This window comes from Solirubrobacter deserti, assembly GCF_027587175.1.
Taxonomy (GTDB): Bacteria; Actinomycetota; Thermoleophilia; order Solirubrobacterales; family Solirubrobacteraceae; genus Solirubrobacter; species Solirubrobacter deserti.
In genome coordinates, this window is record NZ_JAPCID010000019.1 from 42,618 (window position 1) to 63,924 (window position 21,307).

A 21,307-nucleotide genomic window follows, 5' to 3' on the forward strand; every position below is an offset into this window, starting at 1 on the left:
GAATACATCGTGATGCATAATTGCCATCTAAGGCATCGTTGCTACCGTTGATCGCATGGACGTCGAGCTCGACCGTCGTGCACGCAAGACGCTGCGGACCCGGCGCGAGATCGTGCGGGCCGCGACCGAGCTGGTGCTCGAGGAGGGCTACGAGCGCGCGACGATCACCCGCATCGCCGAGCGCGCCGACCTCGCGACCCGCACCGTGACGACCCGCTTCCCCTCCAAGGAGGCGATCTTCTTCGAGGGCTTCGACGTCGTGCTGGGCCCGCTCCAGCGCCACCTTCAGGCGTCCGAGGGCGACGTGGTGGATCGTCTGCAGGCCTGGATCGCCGAGCTCGCGGGGACGCCGGACGTCGAGGACCCGGAGATGCGCCGGCTGCGTAGCCGCGCGATCGCGGTCGATCCGGACCTGCGCGCGATGCGCGTGCAGCACTTCGACCGCGCCCACGAGCTGATCGCCGCCGCGGTGGCGGCCGACACCGGCACGGCGCCCGACAGTGCCGGCCCGCAGATGTTCGCCGCGGCCACCGTGGCGCTGTTCGGCGTGGTCGAGCCGATCGCGGCCGTGGACGGTGACCTGGCGCTGCCGGAGCTCGAGCGCGGCTTCGGCGTCCTGCGCGGGACGCTCGCCGCGCTCAAGCCCTGAGCCTGGCGTTCCCGGCCGCCGCGCCGACGAGCACGCCGAGCGCGATCGCCAGGCCGGCCGCCACCGCGCCGGTCGCGGTGGCGAACCCCTCGCCGCCCTCCGTCGCGACCTGCGTGGCGGTGACGACGCCGAGGCTGCCCGGCACGAGCAGCCAGAACGACGGCAGGAACACGCTCAGCGAAGGCGGGCCGTGCGGCAGCCGGTGCACGAGCGCGGCGACCAGCGCCGCGGTCACGCCGCCGGCGAAGCCGCCCAGCGCCGCGCCGCCGACGTGCTGGCCGAGCGCCTGCACCACGGCGGTCGTGAGCAGGCCGAGCAGCATCCACGGGAGCACGCCGGGCGGCGCGCTCAGGTGCACATAGACGCCGACGCCGACCAGGACGACGCCGACGAGGATCGCGGCCGGCCCGAGGTCGTCGAGCCGCACGTTGGTGAGCGTGTCCGGGTGCAGGCCGACGACGTGCGCGGCCAGGAAGACGCCGAACGTGATCAGCAGCAGCTGCACCGTGCCGTACGTGAGCCGCGCCGTGCCGGCGACCATCGCGCCCTGCGCGAGCTCCGACATGCCCGTGACGATCAGCGCGCCCGGCAGCAGCACGGCGACCGGCGCGAGCGCGGTGCGCAGCGGCGCTTCCAGCAGGTCGAGCTCGGCCGCCAGGAACACGACGCAGCCCGCGCCGAACGCGGCCACGACCGGCAGCAGCGTGCGCAGCAGCTGCGAGCGGTCGGCGAGCAGGTCCAGCGCCGCGACCACGAACGCGGCCACCATCGCCGTCAGCGCGCTCGCGACGGTCGGCTGGAGCACGAGCGCGACCCCCGTCGCCTGCGGCACGTGCGCGAGCGCGACGATCGGCCGGGACACGCGCGGCGACTCGTACTTGATGTCCTGGACGGCGTCCAGCGCTTCCTGGGGCTCGACGCGCTTGCCGAGCAGTGCGGTCGTGATCTGCTCCACCTTGGCGGCCTGGTCGAAGCGCAGCGGCGGGCCGACCGCGGCGAACCCCGCGGAGGCGTCCGGGGCCAGGCTCACGAACATGCCGGTCGGGGTGGCGGCCACGCGCGTCTCCGGATAGCCGAGCGCGTTCGCGACGCGGCGCACCTCGCCCTCGACCTCGTGCACCGGCCGGCCGGCCGCGAGCGCGGCGACGCCGAGCTCGAGCAGCAGTTCGCGCGGGGCGGTCACGGCGCGGCCACGATAGCCGCGCCGTGACCGCAGCCCCGTTACGGGGCCGTCGTCGACAGCGTGAACGTCAGCGTCTTCGAGTAGGTCCCGGTGCGCAGCGCGTCCGTCGCGCCGATGGCCTGCTTGAACACCACGTCGGACGTCCCGTTGGACACGGGCCCGTCCCACCCGGACGGCGTGAGCTCGACCCGCAGCGGCTGCGGGAGCGAGAACGCGCCGTTGGTCATGTGCCCGGGCTCAGAGACGCTCAGCGCCGCATTGCCCGCGGTGCTGATGATCGTCGCCTTCGTGGTCGCCGTGTATTCCTTCGGCACGCCCGGCAGGAACGGGTCGAACGTCGGCGCCGCGCCCAGCGAGAGCGAGAGCGTCGCCGGCACCGTCCCGCCGACCGTGCCCGGGACGTTCGTGCCGACCGTGACCACGACCCGCTGGTAGCGGGTGAGCGCCGGGGTCCCAGCGTCCTTGACCTCGAGGATCGCGTGGATGGTGTCGCCGGGCTTCGCGTCGGCGGGGACGACGAAGCTCGCGTTGCGCGTGTCGGCACCGTCCATCGCGATCCGGCCCGCGTAGGTGTCGGCCTCGTAGTACTGCCACCACTTGAACGTCACCGCGTCGCCGTCCGGGTCGACCGCCGCGCCGTTCAGCCCGACGCGCTGGCCGGGGGCGAAGACCATGTCGGGATGCGGCGTGGTCACGGTCGGCGGGTGGTTGGCGTCCTCGTAGGACTTGACCATCCAGTCGGCGCGCGCGGCCCAGTCGTTCTGGATCACGTCGACCCAGCGGGTCTGCGGGTACGTCGTGTTCCAGTGGCTGGAGATGGTCGTGCCGGCCGGGACCGCCTCGCTCAGCGGCTCGGTCAGCGTCACGCCCGAGCCGGCGCCGCGCACGCCGGTGTTCATCGGGTGCGCCGCGGTCAGCGCGGGCGCGAACGTGATCCCCGTACCCGGCTTGCTCTGGTCGCGCACCGGAGCGTTGTTGGCGTGCGCCAGCGCGAGCGCCGGCGTCACGTCCACGCCGGTGCCGGTCGCGCCCGGCGTGCCGACGGCGGAGATCGTGACCGTCTCGGCGTTGCCGCCGCTGTCGACCGTCAGCGTGTCACCGGCGGCGAGGTTGTTCACCGACGCCACCTTGAGGTTGGTCGCCCCCGCCACGTGCGCGCCGGCCAGTGCCGTCGCGACCCCGGCGGTGCCGACCTCGGTCACCGTCGGCGTCTCTTGGCCCGCGCCCGTGTTCAGCAGCAGCTTCTGGCCGACGACGAACCCGGCGACGCTCGGAACCTTGATGTTCGTCGCCCCGGCCGCGGCGCCCGTGAGCAGGGTCGTGTTCGCTCCCTGCGCCGTGCCAACCGTGGCCACCGTCCGCGTCTGCGTCCCGATCGTGATCGGCAGGCCGGCACCGATCGGGTTCGTGCTGGCGACGTGCACGGTCGTCGCCCCCGCCGCGGCGGGCAGCACGGCGGTCGTCGTGGCCGCGGCGTACGGGTTGTAGTCGCGCGTGTTGGGCAGGTCCTCGACCCGGTACGGGTTGGTCGGGCTCTGGGTGAAGCGCCCGCCCCAGCCGCCCCAGGTCGGGTGGTCGAGGTTGCGCAGGCCCGTGTCCATCAGGTGCAGATAGGCCGGCGTGTCGCCTTCGGAGATGAAGTCGTTGAGCTGCGCCGGGTTGGGGTTGAGCCCCTGGTTGTGCTCGGGGTCACCCGGGATCTGCCGCCCGTCGCCCCACGTGTAGTACTGCGCCATCAACGGCCCGTGGCCGGTGAGGATGTTCTCGCGCATCCACGGGCCCTGCAGGTACGGCCGCAGCTCGGCCGGCACGCGCGTGCGCCACTGGTAGGCGAAGCTCCAGAACTGGTCGGCGTTGTAGATCACGCGGATCTTCGGCCAGTTCGGCAGCACGTAGGCGTTGTAGGTGATGTCCTGGTCGAGCACCGTGTAGATCACGGCCTTGCGTGAGACCTTCTCGTAGATCGCGTCCCACGCCGGCGTGTGCTTGTACTGGTCCTCGATCGACTTCAGCGCCCGCGCGACCGTGTTCGTCCCGCCCCAGATCTGCAGGTAGACCGGCGACGGGTCCTCGTCGAGCAGCACCTGCTTGATCAGGTCCGAGCCGGGCGTGTCCTTGGCCATCTCGCCCTCGAACTCGATGTTGCCGATCCGCACCAGGCTCTTCAGGTGCTCCGGGGTGGGATAGCCGGGGGCGTGGGTCTTGAGCGTGTCGTAGCTCTCCGCGTACTTGTCGATCAGCTCCTGGATCCAGGTCTCGTCCGGGTTCGTGTTCCCGGGGATCAGGCTCTTGACCCAGCGCAGGTCAGTGCGCGTCCCGTAGCGCGGGTTGGTCGGCGAGGTGAACAGCGTGCCTTTGCCGTCCCCCTTCCAGTGCCACTGCGAGCTGGAGTAGACGAGGCCGACGGGTTCCATCTCGTTCGCGTACAGGAACCAGCGGATCATCGTGTCGATGTCGTCGACCTCACCGTCCGTCGTGAGGATCGTGCGCGGCTTGGCGGCCTGCGCCGGCGCGGCGAACAGCAGCGCGGCGAACAGCACCAACAGGAGTCGTCTCATGGTGTGGTGGTGGAGAGGGTGAACGTGAGCGCCTTCGAGTACGACCCCGTCCGCAGCGTGTCCGTCGCCAGCAGGTTCTGCGTGTAGGTGAGCGTGGTCGCGTCCGCGGTCACCGGCCCGCTGTAGGTCTTCAGCGCCAGCGGCGTGGTGGCGAGGTCGCCGCCGTTGACCTGCAGCGGCGCCGTCAAAGCGTGCGCCCCGTTCACCAGCCGCCCAGCGTTCACCGGCGCCAGATCCTGCACGCTCAGCGTCGCCTCCCCCGCCGTCGAGGTCACCGTCGCCGTGCTCGTACCCGTGTAGGCCCGAGCCGTGCCCGGCACCAGCGCACCCAGGTTCGGCGCCGTACCGAGCGACAGCGACAACACCGGCGCGACCGTGGCGGTCGGGTACTGCGTGGCCCGCGCGCTCACGGTCACGATCACGCGCTGGTAGGCCTTCAGCGCCGGCGCGCCGTCGTCGGTGACCTCGAGGATCAGATGGATGGTCTGGCCCGGCACCGCGTTGGGCGGCACGACCGAGTTGGCCGGCACCTCGAAGCTCGTCGACAGCGTCTCCGGCGTCGTCAGCGCCACCGCGCCGGTGTACGTGTCGGCGTCGGTGTACTGCCACCACCGGTAGGTGAGCGCGTCACCGTCCGGGTCGCTCGCGGTCCCCGACAGGCGCACGGTCTCGCCGGGTGCGGCCGTGACGTTCAGCGGCCCGTTGACGCTCACGACCGGCCGGTGATTGGCGTCCGCGTAGCTGGCCTTGACCGTCCATTGCATGCGGGCGGCGAAATCCTGCTGGGCGGCGTTGAACCAGCGCGCCGCGGCGTACGCGTTGGTGGGCGCCCCCGTCGCCGGGTTGACGTCCTGCGCGTTGCGGCCGCCCCAGCCGCCGTAGGAGTGGTCCTCGTCGGCGCGCAGGCCGTTGTCGAGGTTGTTCATGAAGATCGGCGTGTCGCCCTCGGAGATCCAGGCGTCCGGCGCCTGCGGGGGCGTCCAGACGGCGTAGCCCTTCGCCGTCAGCTCGGCCGCGGTGAGCCCACGCTCGCCGAAATAGTCGAAGATGTCGCCCGCAACCATCTGCTTGCCGTCGCCCCACACGCGGTAGAAGGGCCCGAACGGGCCGACCTTGGACACCCAGTTCTGCATCCAGGCCGGCTCGAGCAGGTAGCGGTCGGCGGGCAGGATCGAGTTGCGCGCGCCGTAGCCCCACACGCCGGCCGACATGTTGCGGTAGAAGATCTCCGGGAAGTTCGGCCGGATGTACGTCGCGTACGTGTTGTCCTGGTCGCCCCAGGACTGGATCTTGGCCTTGCGCGAGACCTTCGTGTAGATCGCGGGCCATTCCGGCGTGCCCTCGTACTGCTGCTTGATCGACTTCAGCGCGCGGGCGATGGAGCTGTGGCCGGCGCCGGTCAGGAGATACAGCGGGCCCGGCACGTCGTCGAGCAGCAGCTCCTTGATCTTGTTCGAGCCCGGCGTGTCCTTGGAGATGTCCGTGTCGAACTCGATGTTGCCGTTGAGGATCTTCGACCGCAGCGACGCGGGCGTCGGGTAGTCCGGGTGATGGACGCGCAGGTTCGGATAGACCTGCTCGTAGATGTCGACGGCTTCCTCGATGAAGCGCTCGCCCTGCTTCCAGCGCCAGGACGTGCAGGGGCACAGGTTGCGGCTCGCGTACTCACGGCCCGGGACCGCCCACAGCGTGCCCTTGCCGTCGCCCGCCCAGTGCACGCCGCTGCTCTGGTAGAGGATGCCCTGCGTGTCGAAGTCGGTGGCGTAGAGCAGGTACCGGATCAGCGTGTTCTGATCGTCGAGCTCCGGGTCGAGCAGGATCACCGCTCGTGGCTTGGCGTCGGCCGCGCCGGCCGTCCCCACGAGGACGAGCGCCAGCGCCAGCATGAGGACCTTCGCGAGCTTGCTCATGACTTCTTGGCGAACACGCCGTAGTCGTCGGCGTTCTCGGCCGTGATCAGCTCGCAGTCGATCGACTGCTTCTCCGGCTGGCCGGTCTTGCCGGTCTTGATGAACTGGTCGGCCTGCTCGACCGCCATCTCGGCGATCAGGGCGGCCGGCTGGAGCACCGTGGCCTGCATCTCGCCCGCCTTGATGGCGGCGATCGCGTCCGGGGACCCGTCGAAGCCGACGATCTTGATCTTGTCGGTCAACCCCGCGGCCTTGACCGCGGCCACCGCTCCGAGCGCCATCGTGTCGTTGCCGGCGATGATCCCGTCGATGTCCTTGGTCCGCTGCAGGATCGTCTCGACCTTGGTGAACGCCTCCTGCTGATCCCAGTTGGCCGATTGCTTGTCGACCTCTTCCAGGTCCGGGACCTGCCCGATGACGTCCGCGTAGCCGCCGCTGCGCACGCCGGCGTTGGTGTCGGTCTCCTTGCCGACGAGCTCGACGTACTTGCCCTTGCCGCCGAGCGCCTTGACGAACTCCTGGGCGCCGAGCTGCGCGCCCTGCGCGTTGTTGGACACGATCTGCGCCGCCGCGATGCCGGTCTCGTTGATCTCACGATCGATCAGGAACACCGGGATGCCCGCGTCCTTGGCCTTCTTGACCGCGCCGATCGACGCGTCGGCGCCCGCGTTGTCGAGGATGATCGCCTTCGCCTTGCGCGAGATCGCGGTGTCGATCAGCTGCGACTGCTTGTTCGGGTCATCGTCGTGGGACGCGACCGACGTCTCGTAGCCGAGCTCCTTGGCCTTCGCGTCCGCCGCGTCGGCCTCGGCCTTGAAGAACGGGTTGTCGCTCGCGGGCGTGATGATCGCGATCAGGCCGCCCGCCTCGGCCTCCTTGGACGCACCACCCGCAGGCGTCGCGGCCGGTTCCTCCTCCGAGCCGCAGGCGACCGCCAGCGCGCTGCAGGCCACGACTCCCAGAATCGCGAGGCGACCTCGCATCCGGCTCAACATGGGCTCTCTCCTCCTCTGTGGGTTTACGCGCGAGCGGCCGCGGGCCGCTCGGTTGCCGCGGCCGCCGCGATCGCGGCACCCCGGCGCTGGATCTTCTGCTGGCTCTGGTCGAGAATCACCGCGAGCACGATCACCGCGCCCTTGATGACGATCTGCCAGAACGTGGATACGCCGAGGATCACGAGGCCATCCGCCAAGAAGCCGATGACGAACGCGCCGATCAGCGCGCCCCGCACCGCCCCGCGACCGCCGCTCAACGACGCGCCGCCGATGACCACCGCGGCGATCGCGTTGAGCTCGAACGTCTCACCCGCCTGCGGAGCCGCCGACGTCAGCTCCGAGGCGATGATCAACCCGGCCATCGCGGCGCACAGGCCGGAGATCATGTACACGCGCATCGTGACCCGCCGGACCGGCACGCCGGAGAGCTCGGCTGCGCGCGCGTTGCCACCGAGGGCGTAGACCCAGCGCCCGAACGGTGTCCTGCGGGTGAGGAAGACGGCCGCGATCCCGAACGCGACCATCAACCAGATCGAGACCGGGATGCCGGCGAGCTTGCCGGTCCCCAGCACGTCGAAGCCGGTGTTGCCGAGCGCCGGCGACCCGCCCAGGTTCGGGTAGGTCTCCCCGCCTGAGATCAACAGCGCGACGCCGCGCGCCATGTACAGCGTCCCGAGCGTGGCGATGAACGGCGCCACGTTGAAGCGCGTGACCAGCGCGCCGTTGACGGCGCCGACGCCGGTGCCGACCGCGAGCGCGCACAAGATCACGCCCCACACCGGCAGATACAGCACGCTGCCGCCGATCGTCAGCCCTTCCAACAACACGCCCGCGACGATCCCCGCGAGCCCGACGATCGACCCGACCGACAGGTCGATCCCGCCGGTCAGGATCACCATCAGCATCCCGATGGCCAAGATCGCGTTGATCGCGACGTGCTTGGTCATCGTGACCAGGTTGTCCCAGGTCAGATACGCGTCGGACATCAACCCGAACACGACGATGATCACGATCAACGCGATGAACGCCCGCAGCTCCAGCACCAAGTTGAACGCCTTCAGCCGCCGGCCGGCGCCCTGCGACGGAGCGTCGGCGACGCTCATGGGCGGGGCGACCGTCATCGCTCGCCCCCTTCCGATGCGACCATGATCTCCTCCCGGCTCGCGACGCCCCGGCGGACCTCGCGCACCACCTTGCCCTTCGCCATCACCAGCAGCCGGTCGGGCACGTGCAGCGCCTCCTCGAGCTCTGAGGTGGCGAACAGCACCGCCACCCCGCGGCCCGCCAGCTCGGTCGTCAGCCCGAAGATGTCGGCCTTGGCGCCGACGTCGATGCCGCGCGTAGGCTCGTCGAGCAACAACACGCGCGGCTGCGTGAGCAGGGCCTTGCCCAGCACGACCTTCTGCTGGTTGCCACCGCTCAGCGAGGTGATCGGCGCGTCCGGCCCGGCGGCTTTGACCGTGACGTCGCGCATCGTCGCCGCGACCGCCGCGCGCTCGCGCTGGGCCGACACGAGCGGCCCGCGGATGAAGCGCCGCAGCCCCGCCAGGGACAGGTTCGCGCCCACCGACATCGATTGCACGAGCCCGTCGCGCTGGCGGTCCTCGGGTACGAGCGTGAGCCCGCGCGCGATCCGCGCCGCCACCGGGCCCTCGATCAGCTCGCCGTCGATCTCGACCTCGCCGGACACCGCCTTCAGCCGCCCCGCCAGCGCTTCCAGCAGCTCCGTGCGCCCCGCGCCCATCAATCCGTAGAGCCCGACGATCTCGCCCGCCCGGACGCTCAGGCTCACGCCGTCGACCGACAGCCGGCCCGGGTTGCGCGGGTCGGGGACGCTCAGCTCGCTCACGCGCAGCAGCTCGCCGCCGGACTCGACGTGCTCCTCAGGGAACAGCTCGTCCTGGCTGCGGCCGACCATGTGCTCCACGATCCAGGCGAGGTCGACGTCGGCGGCCTCGGCCTCGGCCACGAGCCCGCCGTCGCGCAGGACGACGACATGGTCGGCGATCTCCAGCGCCTCCTCGAGGTGGTGGGAGATGTAGACGATCGCGACGCCGTCCGCGGTCAGCTCGCGGATGATCCGGAACAGCACCTCGACCTCGGCCGCGCTGAGCGCCGACGTCGGCTCGTCCATGATCAGCACGCGCGCGTCCTGGGCCAGCGCCCGCGCGATCTCGACGATCTGCTGCTGGCCCAGCCGCAGCTCGCTCACGTCCGTGCGCGGGTCGATCGGCTCCTCGAGCCGCGTCAGCAGCGCGGTCGCCGTCTGGCGCTGCGCGCGGTCGTCGACCATCCCGTGCCGCACCCGCTCGCGCGCCATGAAGACGTTGTCCGCGACGCTCAGGTTCGGGAACAGGCTGAGCTCCTGGTGGATGATCACCACGCCGCGGTCGGCCGCGGCGCGCGGCGAGGCGAACGTGACCGGCTCGCCGTCGAGCTCGAGCTCGCCCGTGGTGGGCTGCTCGATCCCGGCCAGGATCTTCATCAGCGTGGATTTGCCCGCACCGTTCTCGCCGAACAACGCGGTGACACGGCCGGCCTCGACCGCGAAGTCCACGCCCTTGAGCGCGTGCGTGGCGCCGAAGACCTTCGTCACGGCGCGGGCCTCCATGATCATCCGGACACCTCGAGCTGCGCCGGGGTGATCGTGATGGCGGTCGGGGCCAGGAAGGTGAACGCGCCCATGAACGTGACGGCCTTGCCCTCGAGCGACTCGCGGTCGAGGTCCTGCAGCACCGTGGCCTTGACCTCGTTGTTGAGCGCCGTGCCGGCGGCGGCGTAGTCGACCTGGTTGAGGAAGTCGTTGAAGCCCCACAGGCCGGTGGCGTCGCGCAGCGCGCTGCCGTTGATCGCCGGGCCGATCTGCAGCGACACCGTCACGTCGGACGGCACGCCCTCGACGTCGACCTCCACGACGTTCCCGTCCGGCGCCTTCGCCGTGCCGGTGCCGCGGACCGCGAAGGTGTACGGCGAGGAGCCGTGCCGCACGCCGAAGCGCTCCCCCGCCGCGTCGGCGTCCTGCTCGAGCGCGGGCACGAGCTCGGTCAGCTCGACCGCCCGCCGCTCCAGCTCCGGCACGACCTTGGGCGCGAAGTTCTCGCGCCCGAAGGCCTCGGCGTCGAACGCCTCGCGGCCGTTGGTGGCCGCGCGCGGCTCGTCGGCGGAGCGCCAGCTGGCGTCCAGCAGCATCAGGCCGAGAACGACCACCACGATCCCCGCGCCGATCGCGCGCGCCTTCACGCGCTGACCTCTTCCGGCACGGAGCTCCAGTCGCCCGCGAGCCGCTCGGCCGTGAAGCGATCCGTGATCAGCACGTTCACGAAGCGCCCGCGCAGCGCGCCCTGGATGGCGGAGAACTTGCGCGGGCCGCCGGCCAGCGCGAGCGTGCGCCGCGGGCGCTTGATCTGCTCGAGGTCGAGGCCGATGACGCGCTCGTCGAGCGTCGACGCGACCGGCACGCCGTCGGCGTCGAAGAAGCGCAGGCAGATGTCGCCGACCGCGCCCAGCTCGTCAAGCTCGTGCAGCTCCTCGGCCGTGAACACGTTGCCGGAGGCGGCGAGCAGCTTGGAGGGCGTGAGCGCGCCGATGCCGACGATCGCCAGCGTGATCTCCTCCATCCAGCGCATCGCGGCGGCGACGAACGGGTCGTCCAGCAGCGCGCGGGCGCTCTCGCGCGAGCCGACGACGCCCGGCGCCGGCAGGAAGCGCGCCTCGCCGCCGACCAGCTGCGCGAGCCGGCTCGTGAGCCGCGTCGCGTGCCCCTCGGCCGCTGGGTTCCCGGAGCCGCCGAGGATCTGCACGACCGCCTCGGCCCCGGGCTGCGCGGACGGGTGCATGTTGTCGAGCATCGCCAGCAACGTCTCGCTCCAGCTCGAGATGCCGAGGATCTCGCCGGACGTCAGCGTCGTCTCCAGGTACGCCGCCGCGGCCGCGCCGATCGCCCGCAAGGCCTCCTGGTCGTCGTCGTGCTCGCAGTCCACGACCACCGCCTCGCGCAGCCCGTACAGCACCTGCAGGCGGTCCTCGAGCTCGGCGTGGAAGCCCTGCGGCACCGCGACCGTGATCCGCACGATGCCCTCCTTCTCGGCCTGCTTGAGCAGGCGCGAGACGCGCGACTGGCTGAGGTCGAGCTGCGCCGCGATCTCGGCCTGGCGCATGCCCTGCTCGTAGTACAGGCGCGCGACCTTCGTCATCAGCCGCAGCAACGGGGTCGGGGTCATCGCAGGCTTCCTTCCAACTCTGGGGACGCCATCCGGGAGCGGCGGACGGCCGCGTGCCACGCCTCGCGGCGCGCGTGCCGCTCGTCGTCGGAGATGGCGGGGACGAACGTGCGCGTCGGCCGCTCGCGCCGGCCGCCGGCGGCGAGGTCGGCGACGCCGAGCGCGGACATCTCGGGCGAGGTGCTCACGTGCACCGGGACGCCGGCGAGATCGGCCTGCAGCTGCATCAGCAGCTCGCTGGCGGTCGCGCCGCCGTCGGCGTGCAGGGCGTCGAGCTCGACCCGATCGACGATGTCGCAGATCTGGTGGGCGACGGACTCGAACGCTGCGCGCGCGAGCTGGGCGGGCGTGGTGCCGAGCGTGAGGCCGGCGATTACGCCGCTCGCGTCACGGTCCCAGTGCGGCGCGCCGAGGCCGCCGAAGGCCGGGACGAGGTGGACGCCGTCGGTGGTCGGCGCCTGCCGCGCGAGCGGCTCGAGGTGCTCGACGCCGAGCGTGCGCGCCATCCAGTCCAGCGCGGCGGCGGACGCGAGGATGTTGCCCTCCACCGCGTACACGGCCGAGTCGGTGCGCCACGCGAGCGTGTGCGCGAGGCCGTCGACGGCGCTGTCGGAAGGGACCATCACGGAGCTGCCGGTCCCGTAGGTCGCCTTGGCCGCGCCGTGCGCGTAGAGCGCCGCGTGGCTGTCGGCGAGCACGGCCGCGACAGGGACGCCGCGGTGGGAACCGAACCCGGCGTCGGAGCGCCGGATCTCCGGCAGCGTGTGCAGCGGGACGCCGAACAGCTCGCACAGCTCCGGGTCCCACTCGAGCGTCTCGAGGTTCAGCAGCAGCGTGCGCGAGGCGTTGCCGGCCTCGGTCGCGAACTCGCCCGTCAGGCGGTGGACGAGGAAGGCGTCGATCGTGCCCGCGCGCCGGTCGTCGCGCCCGCCCAGCAGCCGGTGCAGCTTGGTGGCGCTGAACATCGGGTCCAGCGCCAGACCGGTGCGGGCGCGCACGAACGGCTCGTGCTCGCGCAGGCGGTCGCAGTCGGGCGCGGTGCGCGCGTCCTGCCAGCCGATCACCGGGCTGACCGACGTGTCGTCCCACACCACGGCGGACTCGCGCTGGTTGGAGAGCGCGATCGCGTCCGGCGCCGGCAGCTGGTCGATGACCGCGAGCACGCTCTGCCAGATCTCCTCCGCGTCCTGCTCGACCCAGCCCGGGTGCGGATAGCAGCACTTGACGGGGACGCTCGCGCGGGCGAGGACGGCCCCGTCGTCGCCGACGAGCACGCCTTTGGTGGACGAGGTGCCCTGGTCGATCGCGAGCACGGTCACGCCGCGGCCCTCCGGAGCAGCAGCGCCGACTCGGCGATGCCGGCCGCGGTCAGCCCGAAGCGCCGGAACAGGGCGAGGGCCGAGCCGGTCGGCGCGAACACGCCCGGGACGCCCATCAGCCGCATCGGCACGGGCGCCTCGGTGGCCACGACCTCGGCGATCGCGCCGCCCAATCCGCCGTGGATCGTGTGCTCCTCGACGGTGACGATCGCTCCGGTCTCGACCGCGGCCCGGACCACGGCTTCACGGTCGAGCGGCCGGACCGTCGGCATGTTCAGCACGCGCGCCTCGACGCCGCGGGCAGCGAGGAAGGTCGCGGCCTCGAGCGCGCGCTCGACCATCGTCCCGCACGCGATGATCGCGATGTCCGCGCCATCGCGCAGCGTGGTGGCGCGGCCGAGCGCGAACGTATACCCCGGCTCGTTGACGTTCGGGACCGGCACGCGGCCGATGCGGATGAACACCGGGCCCTCGGTCGCCGCCGCCCAGCGGATCACGGCCTCCGTCTCGATCGGGTCGACCGGCACGATCACGGGCAGGTTCGCGATCGCGCGCAGCCACGCCAGGTCCTCGATCGAGTGATGCGTCGGGCCGAGCTCGCCGTAGGCCATCCCGGGCGACTGACCGCACAGCTTCACGTTCGTGTTCGAGTACGCGACGTCGGCCTTGATCTGCTCCAGCGCACGGCCGGTCAGGAACGGCGCCGCGCCGGAGACGAACGGGATCCGGCCGCCGTTGGCCAGCCCCGCGCCGACGCCGACCATGTTCTGCTCGGCGATCCCGACGTTGATCAGCCGGTCCGGGAAGGCCTGCTCGAAGGCGCCGAGCTTGGAGGAGCCGACGCTGTCGTTGACCACGGCCACGATCCGCTCATCACGCGTGGCGAGGTCGACCAGCGTGCGCTGGAACGCCTCGCGGCAGTCGTAGCGCTCGCTCACGACAGCTCCTCCAACGCCTGCTCGGTCTGCTCGGCGGAGGGCACCTTGTGGTGCCACTCGACCCGGTCCTCGATGAACGACACGCCCTGGCCCTTGGTCGTCTTGGCGATCACGCACGTCGGGCGCCCGCGCTCGAACGGGACCGCGCGGAACGCGGCCAGCAGCGCTTCCACGTCGTGCCCGTCGACGGTGCGCACGGCCCAGCCGAACGCGGCGAACTTCGCGTCCAGCGGGTCCAGCGCGTTGGTGGCCTCGGTGCGCGCGCCCTGCTGGAGCCCGTTGCGGTCGACGATCGCGACCAGGTTGTCCAGGCCGCGGTGGCCCGCGGCCATGATCGCCTCCCAGTTGGAGCCCTCCTGCAGCTCGCCGTCACCGACGAGCACGAACGTGCGCCGCGGAGAGTGGTCGAGCTTGGCGGCGATCGCCGTGCCCACCGCCACCGGCAGCCCGTGCCCGAGCGGCCCGGTGTTGGTCTCCACCCCGGGCACCTTGTTGCGGTCCGGGTGCCCGTTGAGCGCCGACCCGTCGGCCATGTAGGTGTCCAGCAGGCTGTCGGGGATGAAGCCGGCGGCGGCGAGCGTCGTATACAGCACACCGGACGCGTGCCCCTTGCTCTGGATGTAGCGGTCGCGCTCGGGGTCGTCCGGATGCTCCGGATCGACGTTCAGGACCGCGAAGTACAGCGTGGCCAGGATGTCGGCCGCCGACAGATCGCCGCCGATGTGCCCCAGCCCCGCCGCGCGGATGATCTCGACGTTGCGCCGGCGGATCGCCCGCGCCTTCTCGCGCACCTCCTCGGCGGTCGCCTGAACGTGCAGTTGGCTCATGCGACCGGCGCCTGCCCGAGCAGCAGCTCGGTGACCAGCCGGTGGGCGGCGAGCGGGTCCTGGCGCGCGTGGATCTCGGCCAGCTCGTCCATGTCGATGCGGTCGATCGCGGCGTCGATCGCCTTCATCGTGTTGATGCTCGACCGCGCCGCCTCGACCGGGTCCTCACGGAACGGGAACTGGTCGAGCAGGATCGGCTGGTCCCACTCGATCTGGCGCAGCGCCACGAAGAACTCGAGCGTCTCGACCAGGTGGATCGCACCGACCGGCTGGTCGTCGTCCCACTCGCGCCAGTTGTCGTTGACCTCGACCGTGAACAGCCGGCCATGGTCGTTGATCAGGTGCAGGACGTCGGCGGGCGCCTCCTTGGCGAAGAGGGAATGGCCGAGATCGACGACGATGCCGATGTCCTCGCGGCCCATCTGCTGGATGCCGACCAGCGTGCGCGCCGCGGTCGACCAGCTCATGTGCATCCGCGGCTCTTTGGTCTTGTACTCGATCGCCACCCGGACCTCGTCGTCCATCGCGGCGACCGCCGAGACGCCCTCCAAGCCGAGCCGCCAGACCTCGCGGTAGTCGACCTGCAACGGCAGGTCGAACCCGTCCTGGCCCGGCCACAGCTTCACCGTCGGCGCACCCAGCGCCTTCGCGACGCCGACCGCCTCCTCGCACAGCGCGAGCGCCTGCGCGCGGACCTTCGGGTCAGGGTTGCTGAACGCGCCGGCCCGGAAGTCCCGCGTGTAGATGTGCGGCGTGATGCACCACGCGTCGATGCCGTTCGCGCTCAGCGCGTGACGCACCTCGTCCACCGTCACGCCCTCGGTGAACGGGAAGTTGATGTCGAGCACCTCGATGTCGCCGACCCGGCCGGCGGCCTCGATCGCCTCGAGCGTACCTACAGCCGGCCCGTACGCGTCGGTCGCGTACCGGTCCACGAACTGCCCGAACAGCCAGATGCCCGCTCCGAACCGCATGGTCTCTCCTCCTGCGCTGCATAGATATTCAAGTACGAATGCAGCGTCCACGCATTTATATGCGGCAGTGGCGGGTGTGTCAAATACCAGGCCCGGTCACTCACGGGGCCCGGTCCGATCGCCTACCGCTGATCCATCCCCAGACCGCGGCGGCCCGTGGCGTTGAGGCGCTCGGGCCGGAAGCGGTCCGGCCACGTGCGCTCGTAGTGCTCCTCGGGGAAGTCGCTCGGGCTCTCCCCGGCCAGGAAGGCCTCACGGACCTTCGCTGCGTACCGCTCGTTGCGAGGGCACCACGGCGCCGCCGGGATGTACATGACGTTGCCCCAGCCCTGCTGGTCGGTGACCGGCGCGACGCTGTGGATCATGTCGCAGTGCCACCACACCGAGTCGCCGGCCTGCACGTCGGGGATGCCGACGAGCGCGCGCATCAGCAGCGGATGCCACCGCTCGATCGCCGGGAAGACCTGGTTGACGGTCGTCCCGCACATGTCGTCGTCGGCGACGTCGTCCAGCAACGGGCGCAGCATCAGGTAGGCCATCGCCTCCGGGATCGGGACGGTGTGCAGCACGCCCTGGTCACGCGCCATGTCCGACAGCGCCGTCCACCCCTGAAACGTGCGGAAGACCGAGCACATCGTCGTGCCCGGGTACTGCGGGCCCGCCGTGCGATAGGACGCGTCCCAGGGGTCGTACTGCTCGACGGAGCCGTCGAACAGGTGCCGGAACGCCTGCTGGTAGGCCTCCGTCATCCAGAGGTCGAGCGTGCCCGGATCGAGGTGGGCGCCGAGACCGCCCGAGTTCGCGCCGGGCGGACGGCGGCGGATGCGGTCCGGGTAGAGGCTGTCGCGGTCGGGGTCGAACCACTGCACGCCCTCGGACGCGTAGGTCCACAGGTGGTTGAGGAACGACTGCACGTTCGCCATCCGGTCGCTCTGACGCGCCTGCATCTGCGCGGATGACCAGTAGACGGGGAAGATCTCAGGCTTGGAGCCGACGCTGCCGAAGAAGTCGTCGCCCGGGCCGCGGTAGTGCTCGAAGAACCGGTTGCGCTCGACATAGTCGACGATGTCCTGATCCCACCGCAGCGCCTGCTCGCGGGGGAAGTGACCGCGGACGACGAGGCAGCCGCGCTGCTTGAGGTACGCGAGCTGCTCCGGCGTGACCGTGCCGTTCGCGATGTCGGCGTACTCGATCACCGGCCACACGTTCTCGCCGCGCGCGGTGGCCGCCTCGATCCCCTCGACGGCGACGGTGAGCCGCGCCGTGACCGCGTCCCAGACCGCTTCGACCGTCCTGCCGGACGCCTCGATGCGAGCGCGGATCGCCGCCTTGACCTCGCGCGTGGCCGCCTTCAGGTCGTCGGGCGGGGACTCCCAGTGGGGGGGCGATTGGACGGTCGCGGACACTTGTCTCTCCTTTGGAAAGGACTACTTACTAGAACTGCAAGGTAGCATCGTCGAAGCATTTAGGCAAGAGTCCTTCCTAGAATGGGGGTCGTGGAGACGACGAAACCGTCCCTGGAGCTGCTGCGGTCGCTGTCGGACGAGCACGTCCTGCGCACGCTGATGCGCGAGCGGCGGGCGACGAGGGCGGAGATCGCCGCCGCCACCGGGCTGTCGAAACCGACGATCTCCGAGAGCGTGAAGCGACTGAGCGCGTCCGGCGCGGTGGTCGACACGGGCGAGCGCACGACGGGGCGCGGCCGCGTCGGGACCTACTACGCGCTGCCCGCGTCGGGCCGGGCGCTGGTCGCGAGCCTCGCGTCGACGGGCGTCGTGGCGGAAGCGGTTGACGTGTACGGCGAGATCGTCGCCCGCGCCACCGCGCCGGGCGCGGACGAGCTGCACGGCGCCGCGCAGGAGGTCGCCGACGGGCCGTTCCGGCTCGCCGTCGTGAGCGCCGCCGATCCGGTCGACCGCCACACGGGCCGGCTGGTCGCGCTGCCCGACGCCCCGCTGGAGCTCGGAGCGCTCGACGTGCCGGCCGCACTCGCGCCGCTGGTCGACGGGCCGATCACCGTCGACAACGACGTCAATTGGGCGGCCCGGGCCGAGCCGCTGCGCGACTTCGCCTACCTGTTCCTCGGCGAGGGCCTCGGCTGCGCCGTGGTCAGCGACGGCGAGGTGCGGCGCGGGCACACCGGGGTGGCAGGCGAGATCGCGCACGTGGTCACCGTCGGACCGGACGGCGCCGCGATGCGGTTCACCGACGTGTTCGGCGCGCTCGGCCTGCGGCGCGCGCGATCCACCGCCATCGACGTGCCGAAGCTGCTCGCGTCCGACGCACACGAGACGCTGGCCGGTGCCGTCGCGGGCGTGCTGTCGGCGATCGTCGCGCTCGCCGACCCCGAAGTCGTGGTCGTCGGCGGGCCGTGGGGACGCGCATGGCTCGAGCCGATCGCCCACGCGTTCGCGCAGGCGCCACGCCACGTGCCGTTGCGCCCCGCCACGGTCGGCGACGAGCTGGTCGCCGCGCGCGCGACCGCGCTCGAGCAGCTCCGGGACGCGGTGGTCTCAGCTGCGACGCAGCGCTGAGACGTCGAAGCCCTCCGGCAGCTCGAGGTCGTGCGCGGCGAGCAGCTCGACGTCCGCGAGCAGGTCCAGGCACGGGCCGTCGGCGACGATCCGGCCGGCGGAGAGGATCACCGCGCGCGGGCACAGGCGGGCGGCGAGCGGAAGGTCGTGGGTGACGATCACCAGCGTTCGGTCGAGCTCCTGGAGCAGCTCCATCAGCTCGCGACGGGTGCGGGGATCGAGGTTCGCGGAGGGCTCGTCGAGCACGAGCACGCTCGGGTCCATGGCCAGGACGGTCGCGATCGCCACCCGGCGCTTCTGACCGAGGCTGAGCTGGTGCGGCGCGCGATCGGCGACGTCGCGCATGCGCACGGCGGCGAGGGCGGCGTCGACGCGGTCGTGCACGTCCGGCAGCTTGAGGTTGAGCGGGCCGAAGGCGACGTCCTCACGCACGGTCGGCATGAACAGCTGATCGTCCGGGTCCTGGAAGACGAGCCCCACGGCGCGGCGCAGCGAGTCCGCGCCGTCCACCGTGACCTCGCCGCCGCCGCCGCGCAGCAGCCCGTTGAGGTGGAGCATCAGCGTCGTCTTGCCGGCGCCGTTGGGACCGAGCACGGCGAGCCGTTCCCCGGCCGCGACGTCAAGGGTCACGCCGTCGAGCCCGACGACGCCATTCGGGTAGGTGAAGCGCAGGTCGCGGGCGCGGATCACGCCAGCAGCCGGACTGCGAGCAGGGGCACCAGCGCGCACGCGAACAGCGCGTCGGCCCGCGTGAAGGCCAGCGCTCCCAGGCGGGGCATCCGCTGCTCGAACCCGCGCGCGAGCATCGCCAGGTGCACGCGCTCACCGCGCTCGTAAGAGCGCAGGAACAGCGAGGTGGCGACGCGCCCCAGCGCCGCCGCCTGAAGCGCGTGGCGCGGCGCGTAGCCGCGGGCGAGCAGCGCGGCGCGCATGCGCCTCACCTCGCCCACGATCACGAACAGGTAGCGGTACATGAACGCGGCGATCAGGATCAGCACGCGCGGCACGCGCAATCGCTCGAGCGCGTGCAGCACGTCCGGGAAGCTCGTGGTGGCGCCGAGCAGCACCGCGGACACCGTGCCGAGCACGGCCTTCACGCCCGCGCTGGGCGTGAACAGCGCCACGAGCGCCACCGGCACGACGACGATCAACGCGCGCCGAGCGACCACGCCCGGCGGGACGCGGGCGACCACGGCGACGAGCAGGAGCGCCACCGCGCAGGCGGCCCACGCCGGCCAGGTCCGCGCCGTCACCGCGACGAGCGTGATCAGCGCGAAGCCGAGGACCTTCGTGCGCGGGTCCAGGCGGTGGATCGGGCTGCGCGCGTCCCCGGCGACGCTCGCCGCGTCCAGCGGGCGCTTCACGCCACCGCGCGCCGGCGCGCGAGCCGCGCGACCCCGTACCCGGCGCCGAACACGAGCAGCGTGCCGGTGAAGCCGGCCAAGCCGGTCGCGATCCGCTCGTCGGAGACCTCCGGGAACGCGTAGTCCGGGATCGGCGCGTCCTGTTGGATCGCGGCGAGCCGGCCGTCTTCGATGAACCCCTCATCCTGCGCGACCCGCTCGAGCCCGTCGGGGTGGCTGGACGCGAACGGGGACGCGGCCGTCGCCAGGCCGACGGCCACGGCGAGGGCGAGGACGGCGAACGCGCGCCGCAGCGCGATCGGGCGCAGACCGGGAGCCGCCGCGATCAGGTCCGGGCGCGTGGTCAGCACGGCGCTCACCGCGGCGACGGTCACCACCGCCTCCCCCACGCCGATCAGCGTGTGCACGCCGAGCATCGCCGGCATGACGGTGCCGAGCGGGACCGTGCCCGAGAGCGCGAGCTGCGCGGCCGTCGCCGCCGCGCCGGCCATCACGGCCAGCCACGCGCCGGCGCCGCTCACGGCCAGCAGCGTCGTCCGCCCTTCGCCGAACAGCCGGCGGGCGCCGTGCATCAGGCCGCCGACGAGCAGCGCGCCGATCACGCCCATGTTGAGCGCGTTCGCGCCGAGCGCGGTGATCCCCCCGTCGGCGAACAGCAGCGCCTGCACGCCCAGGACGACCGCCAGCACGAGGCAGGCGAGCCACGGGCCGAGCAGGATCGCCGCGAGCGCGGCGCCCATGAAGTGCCCGCTGGTCCCGCCCGCGACCGGGAAGTTGAGCATCTGCGCGGCGAACACGAACGCGGCGGTGACGCCGAGCAGCGGGACGCGGCGCTCCTCGAGGTCGGCGTCGGCGCGCCTGAGGGCCACGCCGACCGCGGCCGCCCCGGGCAGCGCGCACGCGACGGCGACCTCCGTGGTGAGAAAGCCGTCAGGGATGTGCACGACGCCCCGATCTCCAGCTACTGAGAGTGACTTGCAAGAGCGGGATTCTTGCAGCACTCGTACGATGGGCGCGTGACCCTCGCACCGCCCAGCGAGCCACTGCCGTTCCGCGACCTCGAGGACGTCGCCGCCGCGCTCCGGCGCGCGGGCAGCCGCCTCACCACGCCGCGCCGGATGGTGCTCGAGGCGCTGTTCGCCGCCGACGAGCTGCTCACCGCCGAGCAGATCGCCGACGGCAAGCTCGACCTCACCTCGGTCTACCGCAACCTCGAGAAGCTCGAGGAGCTCGGCGTCGTCCGCCACGTGCACATCGGGCACGGCCCGAGCGTGTACGGCCTGCTCGGCGACGGCGAGCGCGAGTTCCTCGTCTGCGAGCGCTGCGGCAAGGTGGTGGTGGCCGGCACGGACCAGCTGGACCGCGTCCGCGCCGTGATCCGGGAGCAGTTCGGCTACGAGGCGCGCTTCACGCACTTCCCCCTACACGGCCGCTGCCCCGACTGCATCAGGCGTTGAGCAGCTTGCGGGCCGCCTCGGCGTCGTCGACGAGCGGCAGGAATTCGCTCGCTCCCGCGAGCTCGAAGGCACGGCACACGCCCTTCTTGGACGGGCGCAGCATGATCAATCGGGTCTGCGCCACGCGCGCCTCCTGAGCGACGCCCGCGAGGGCGCGCAGGCCGGTGGAATCGCAGAACTGCAGCGGGGCGAGGTCGACGACGACCCCCTGATTGCACGCCTCGAGGCACTCCTCGATGCGGGAACAAAGCTCTGGGGCCGTCCACAGATCCAGCTCACCACCGACCTCGAGCACGGGGACCTCCCCGAGCTGGTGACGGGTGATCGCCACGCGGGTGGCGACCAGATGGTTCGACGTTGCGGACATGGGGTTCGCGTA

Annotated in this window: 20 protein-coding genes; 3 read left to right on the top strand and 17 right to left on the bottom strand. The window is 71.8% G+C overall.

What is annotated here, in order from left to right; translation table 11 throughout:
- Positions 1-55 precede the first annotated feature (55 nt).
- The gene (locus tag OJ962_RS14995) at positions 56-649 is read left to right on the top strand and encodes a TetR/AcrR family transcriptional regulator (protein ID WP_202953471.1); all 594 of its coding nucleotides are present in this window, start codon (positions 56-58) and stop codon (positions 647-649) included.
- Here the strand turns inward: OJ962_RS14995 and OJ962_RS15000 are convergent.
- From OJ962_RS15000 to OJ962_RS15060, 13 genes are all read right to left on the bottom strand, one after another.
- Positions 639-1,832 carry a threonine/serine exporter family protein gene (locus tag OJ962_RS15000; RefSeq protein ID WP_202953470.1) on the bottom strand — a complete coding sequence of 398 codons (1,194 nt, stop codon included), beginning with the start codon at positions 1,830-1,832 and terminating at the stop codon, positions 639-641. The two genes, OJ962_RS14995 and OJ962_RS15000, sit on opposite strands and share 11 nt — an antisense overlap.
- 38 nt (positions 1,833-1,870) lie before the next feature.
- Complete coding sequence (locus OJ962_RS15005; protein ID WP_202953469.1) at positions 1,871-4,390, bottom strand: nucleoside hydrolase-like domain-containing protein; 2,520 nt, start codon at positions 4,388-4,390, stop codon at positions 1,871-1,873.
- A complete protein-coding gene (locus OJ962_RS15010; RefSeq protein ID WP_202953468.1) occupies positions 4,387-6,300 on the bottom strand; it encodes a DUF1593 domain-containing protein in 1,914 nt (637 codons plus the stop codon). Before OJ962_RS15010 ends, OJ962_RS15005 begins: the two co-directional genes overlap by 4 nt.
- Entirely contained in the window at positions 6,297-7,253 is a 957-nt protein-coding gene (locus OJ962_RS15015; protein WP_270006441.1) for a D-ribose ABC transporter substrate-binding protein, read from the bottom strand. The genes OJ962_RS15010 and OJ962_RS15015 overlap by 4 nt, the downstream gene beginning before the upstream one ends.
- 65 nt (positions 7,254-7,318) lie before the next feature.
- Positions 7,319-8,398 (bottom strand): ABC transporter permease, encoded by a 1,080-nt coding sequence (locus OJ962_RS15020; RefSeq protein ID WP_270006442.1) that lies wholly within the window; start codon positions 8,396-8,398, stop codon positions 7,319-7,321.
- A gap of 14 nt (positions 8,399-8,412) precedes the next feature.
- A complete protein-coding gene (locus tag OJ962_RS15025) occupies positions 8,413-9,912 on the bottom strand; it encodes a sugar ABC transporter ATP-binding protein (protein WP_407697514.1) in 1,500 nt (499 codons plus the stop codon).
- The gene (locus OJ962_RS15030) at positions 9,909-10,535 is read right to left on the bottom strand and encodes a DUF2291 family protein (RefSeq protein ID WP_202953464.1); all 627 of its coding nucleotides are present in this window, start codon (positions 10,533-10,535) and stop codon (positions 9,909-9,911) included. Before OJ962_RS15030 ends, OJ962_RS15025 begins: the two co-directional genes overlap by 4 nt.
- Positions 10,532-11,515, bottom strand: coding sequence for a sugar-binding transcriptional regulator (locus OJ962_RS15035; RefSeq protein ID WP_202953463.1), 984 nt, complete (start codon positions 11,513-11,515; stop codon positions 10,532-10,534). Before OJ962_RS15035 ends, OJ962_RS15030 begins: the two co-directional genes overlap by 4 nt.
- Complete coding sequence (locus tag OJ962_RS15040) at positions 11,512-12,834, bottom strand: FGGY family carbohydrate kinase (protein WP_202953462.1); 1,323 nt, start codon at positions 12,832-12,834, stop codon at positions 11,512-11,514. Before OJ962_RS15040 ends, OJ962_RS15035 begins: the two co-directional genes overlap by 4 nt.
- Positions 12,831-13,772 (bottom strand): transketolase family protein, encoded by a 942-nt coding sequence (locus tag OJ962_RS15045; RefSeq protein ID WP_202953461.1) that lies wholly within the window; start codon positions 13,770-13,772, stop codon positions 12,831-12,833. The genes OJ962_RS15040 and OJ962_RS15045 overlap by 4 nt, the downstream gene beginning before the upstream one ends.
- A complete protein-coding gene (locus OJ962_RS15050; RefSeq protein ID WP_202953460.1) occupies positions 13,769-14,599 on the bottom strand; it encodes a transketolase in 831 nt (276 codons plus the stop codon). The genes OJ962_RS15045 and OJ962_RS15050 overlap by 4 nt, the downstream gene beginning before the upstream one ends.
- Entirely contained in the window at positions 14,596-15,573 is a 978-nt protein-coding gene (locus OJ962_RS15055; protein WP_202953459.1) for a sugar phosphate isomerase/epimerase family protein, read from the bottom strand. Before OJ962_RS15055 ends, OJ962_RS15050 begins: the two co-directional genes overlap by 4 nt.
- 122 nt (positions 15,574-15,695) lie before the next feature.
- The gene (locus OJ962_RS15060) at positions 15,696-16,979 is read right to left on the bottom strand and encodes a DUF1479 domain-containing protein (protein ID WP_202953458.1); all 1,284 of its coding nucleotides are present in this window, start codon (positions 16,977-16,979) and stop codon (positions 15,696-15,698) included.
- A gap of 81 nt (positions 16,980-17,060) precedes the next feature.
- Here OJ962_RS15060 and OJ962_RS15065 point away from each other — a divergent pair, with 81 nt between their 5' ends.
- Positions 17,061-18,107, top strand: a complete 1,047-nt coding sequence (locus tag OJ962_RS15065) for an ROK family transcriptional regulator (RefSeq protein ID WP_255525771.1) — start codon at positions 17,061-17,063, stop codon at positions 18,105-18,107.
- Here the strand turns inward: OJ962_RS15065 and OJ962_RS15070 are convergent.
- The 3 genes from OJ962_RS15070 to OJ962_RS15080 are packed head-to-tail and all read right to left on the bottom strand — an operon-like array spanning position 18,087 to position 20,415.
- Positions 18,087-18,797 carry an energy-coupling factor ABC transporter ATP-binding protein gene (locus tag OJ962_RS15070; protein WP_202953456.1) on the bottom strand — a complete coding sequence of 237 codons (711 nt, stop codon included), beginning with the start codon at positions 18,795-18,797 and terminating at the stop codon, positions 18,087-18,089. The genes OJ962_RS15065 and OJ962_RS15070 overlap by 21 nt on opposite strands.
- Positions 18,794-19,471: an energy-coupling factor transporter transmembrane component T family protein gene (locus OJ962_RS15075; protein ID WP_202953455.1), complete on the bottom strand. Its 678-nt coding sequence runs from the start codon at positions 19,469-19,471 to the stop codon at positions 18,794-18,796. Before OJ962_RS15075 ends, OJ962_RS15070 begins: the two co-directional genes overlap by 4 nt.
- Positions 19,468-20,415: an energy-coupling factor ABC transporter permease gene (locus tag OJ962_RS15080; protein WP_202953454.1), complete on the bottom strand. Its 948-nt coding sequence runs from the start codon at positions 20,413-20,415 to the stop codon at positions 19,468-19,470. The genes OJ962_RS15075 and OJ962_RS15080 overlap by 4 nt, the downstream gene beginning before the upstream one ends.
- Before the next feature lie 72 nt (positions 20,416-20,487).
- Here OJ962_RS15080 and OJ962_RS15085 point away from each other — a divergent pair, with 72 nt between their 5' ends.
- Entirely contained in the window at positions 20,488-20,928 is a 441-nt protein-coding gene (locus OJ962_RS15085; RefSeq protein WP_202953453.1) for a Fur family transcriptional regulator, read from the top strand.
- Here the strand turns inward: OJ962_RS15085 and OJ962_RS15090 are convergent.
- Entirely contained in the window at positions 20,918-21,295 is a 378-nt protein-coding gene (locus OJ962_RS15090) for an STAS domain-containing protein (protein ID WP_202953452.1), read from the bottom strand. The genes OJ962_RS15085 and OJ962_RS15090 overlap by 11 nt on opposite strands.
- Positions 21,296-21,307: the final 12 nt, after the last annotated feature.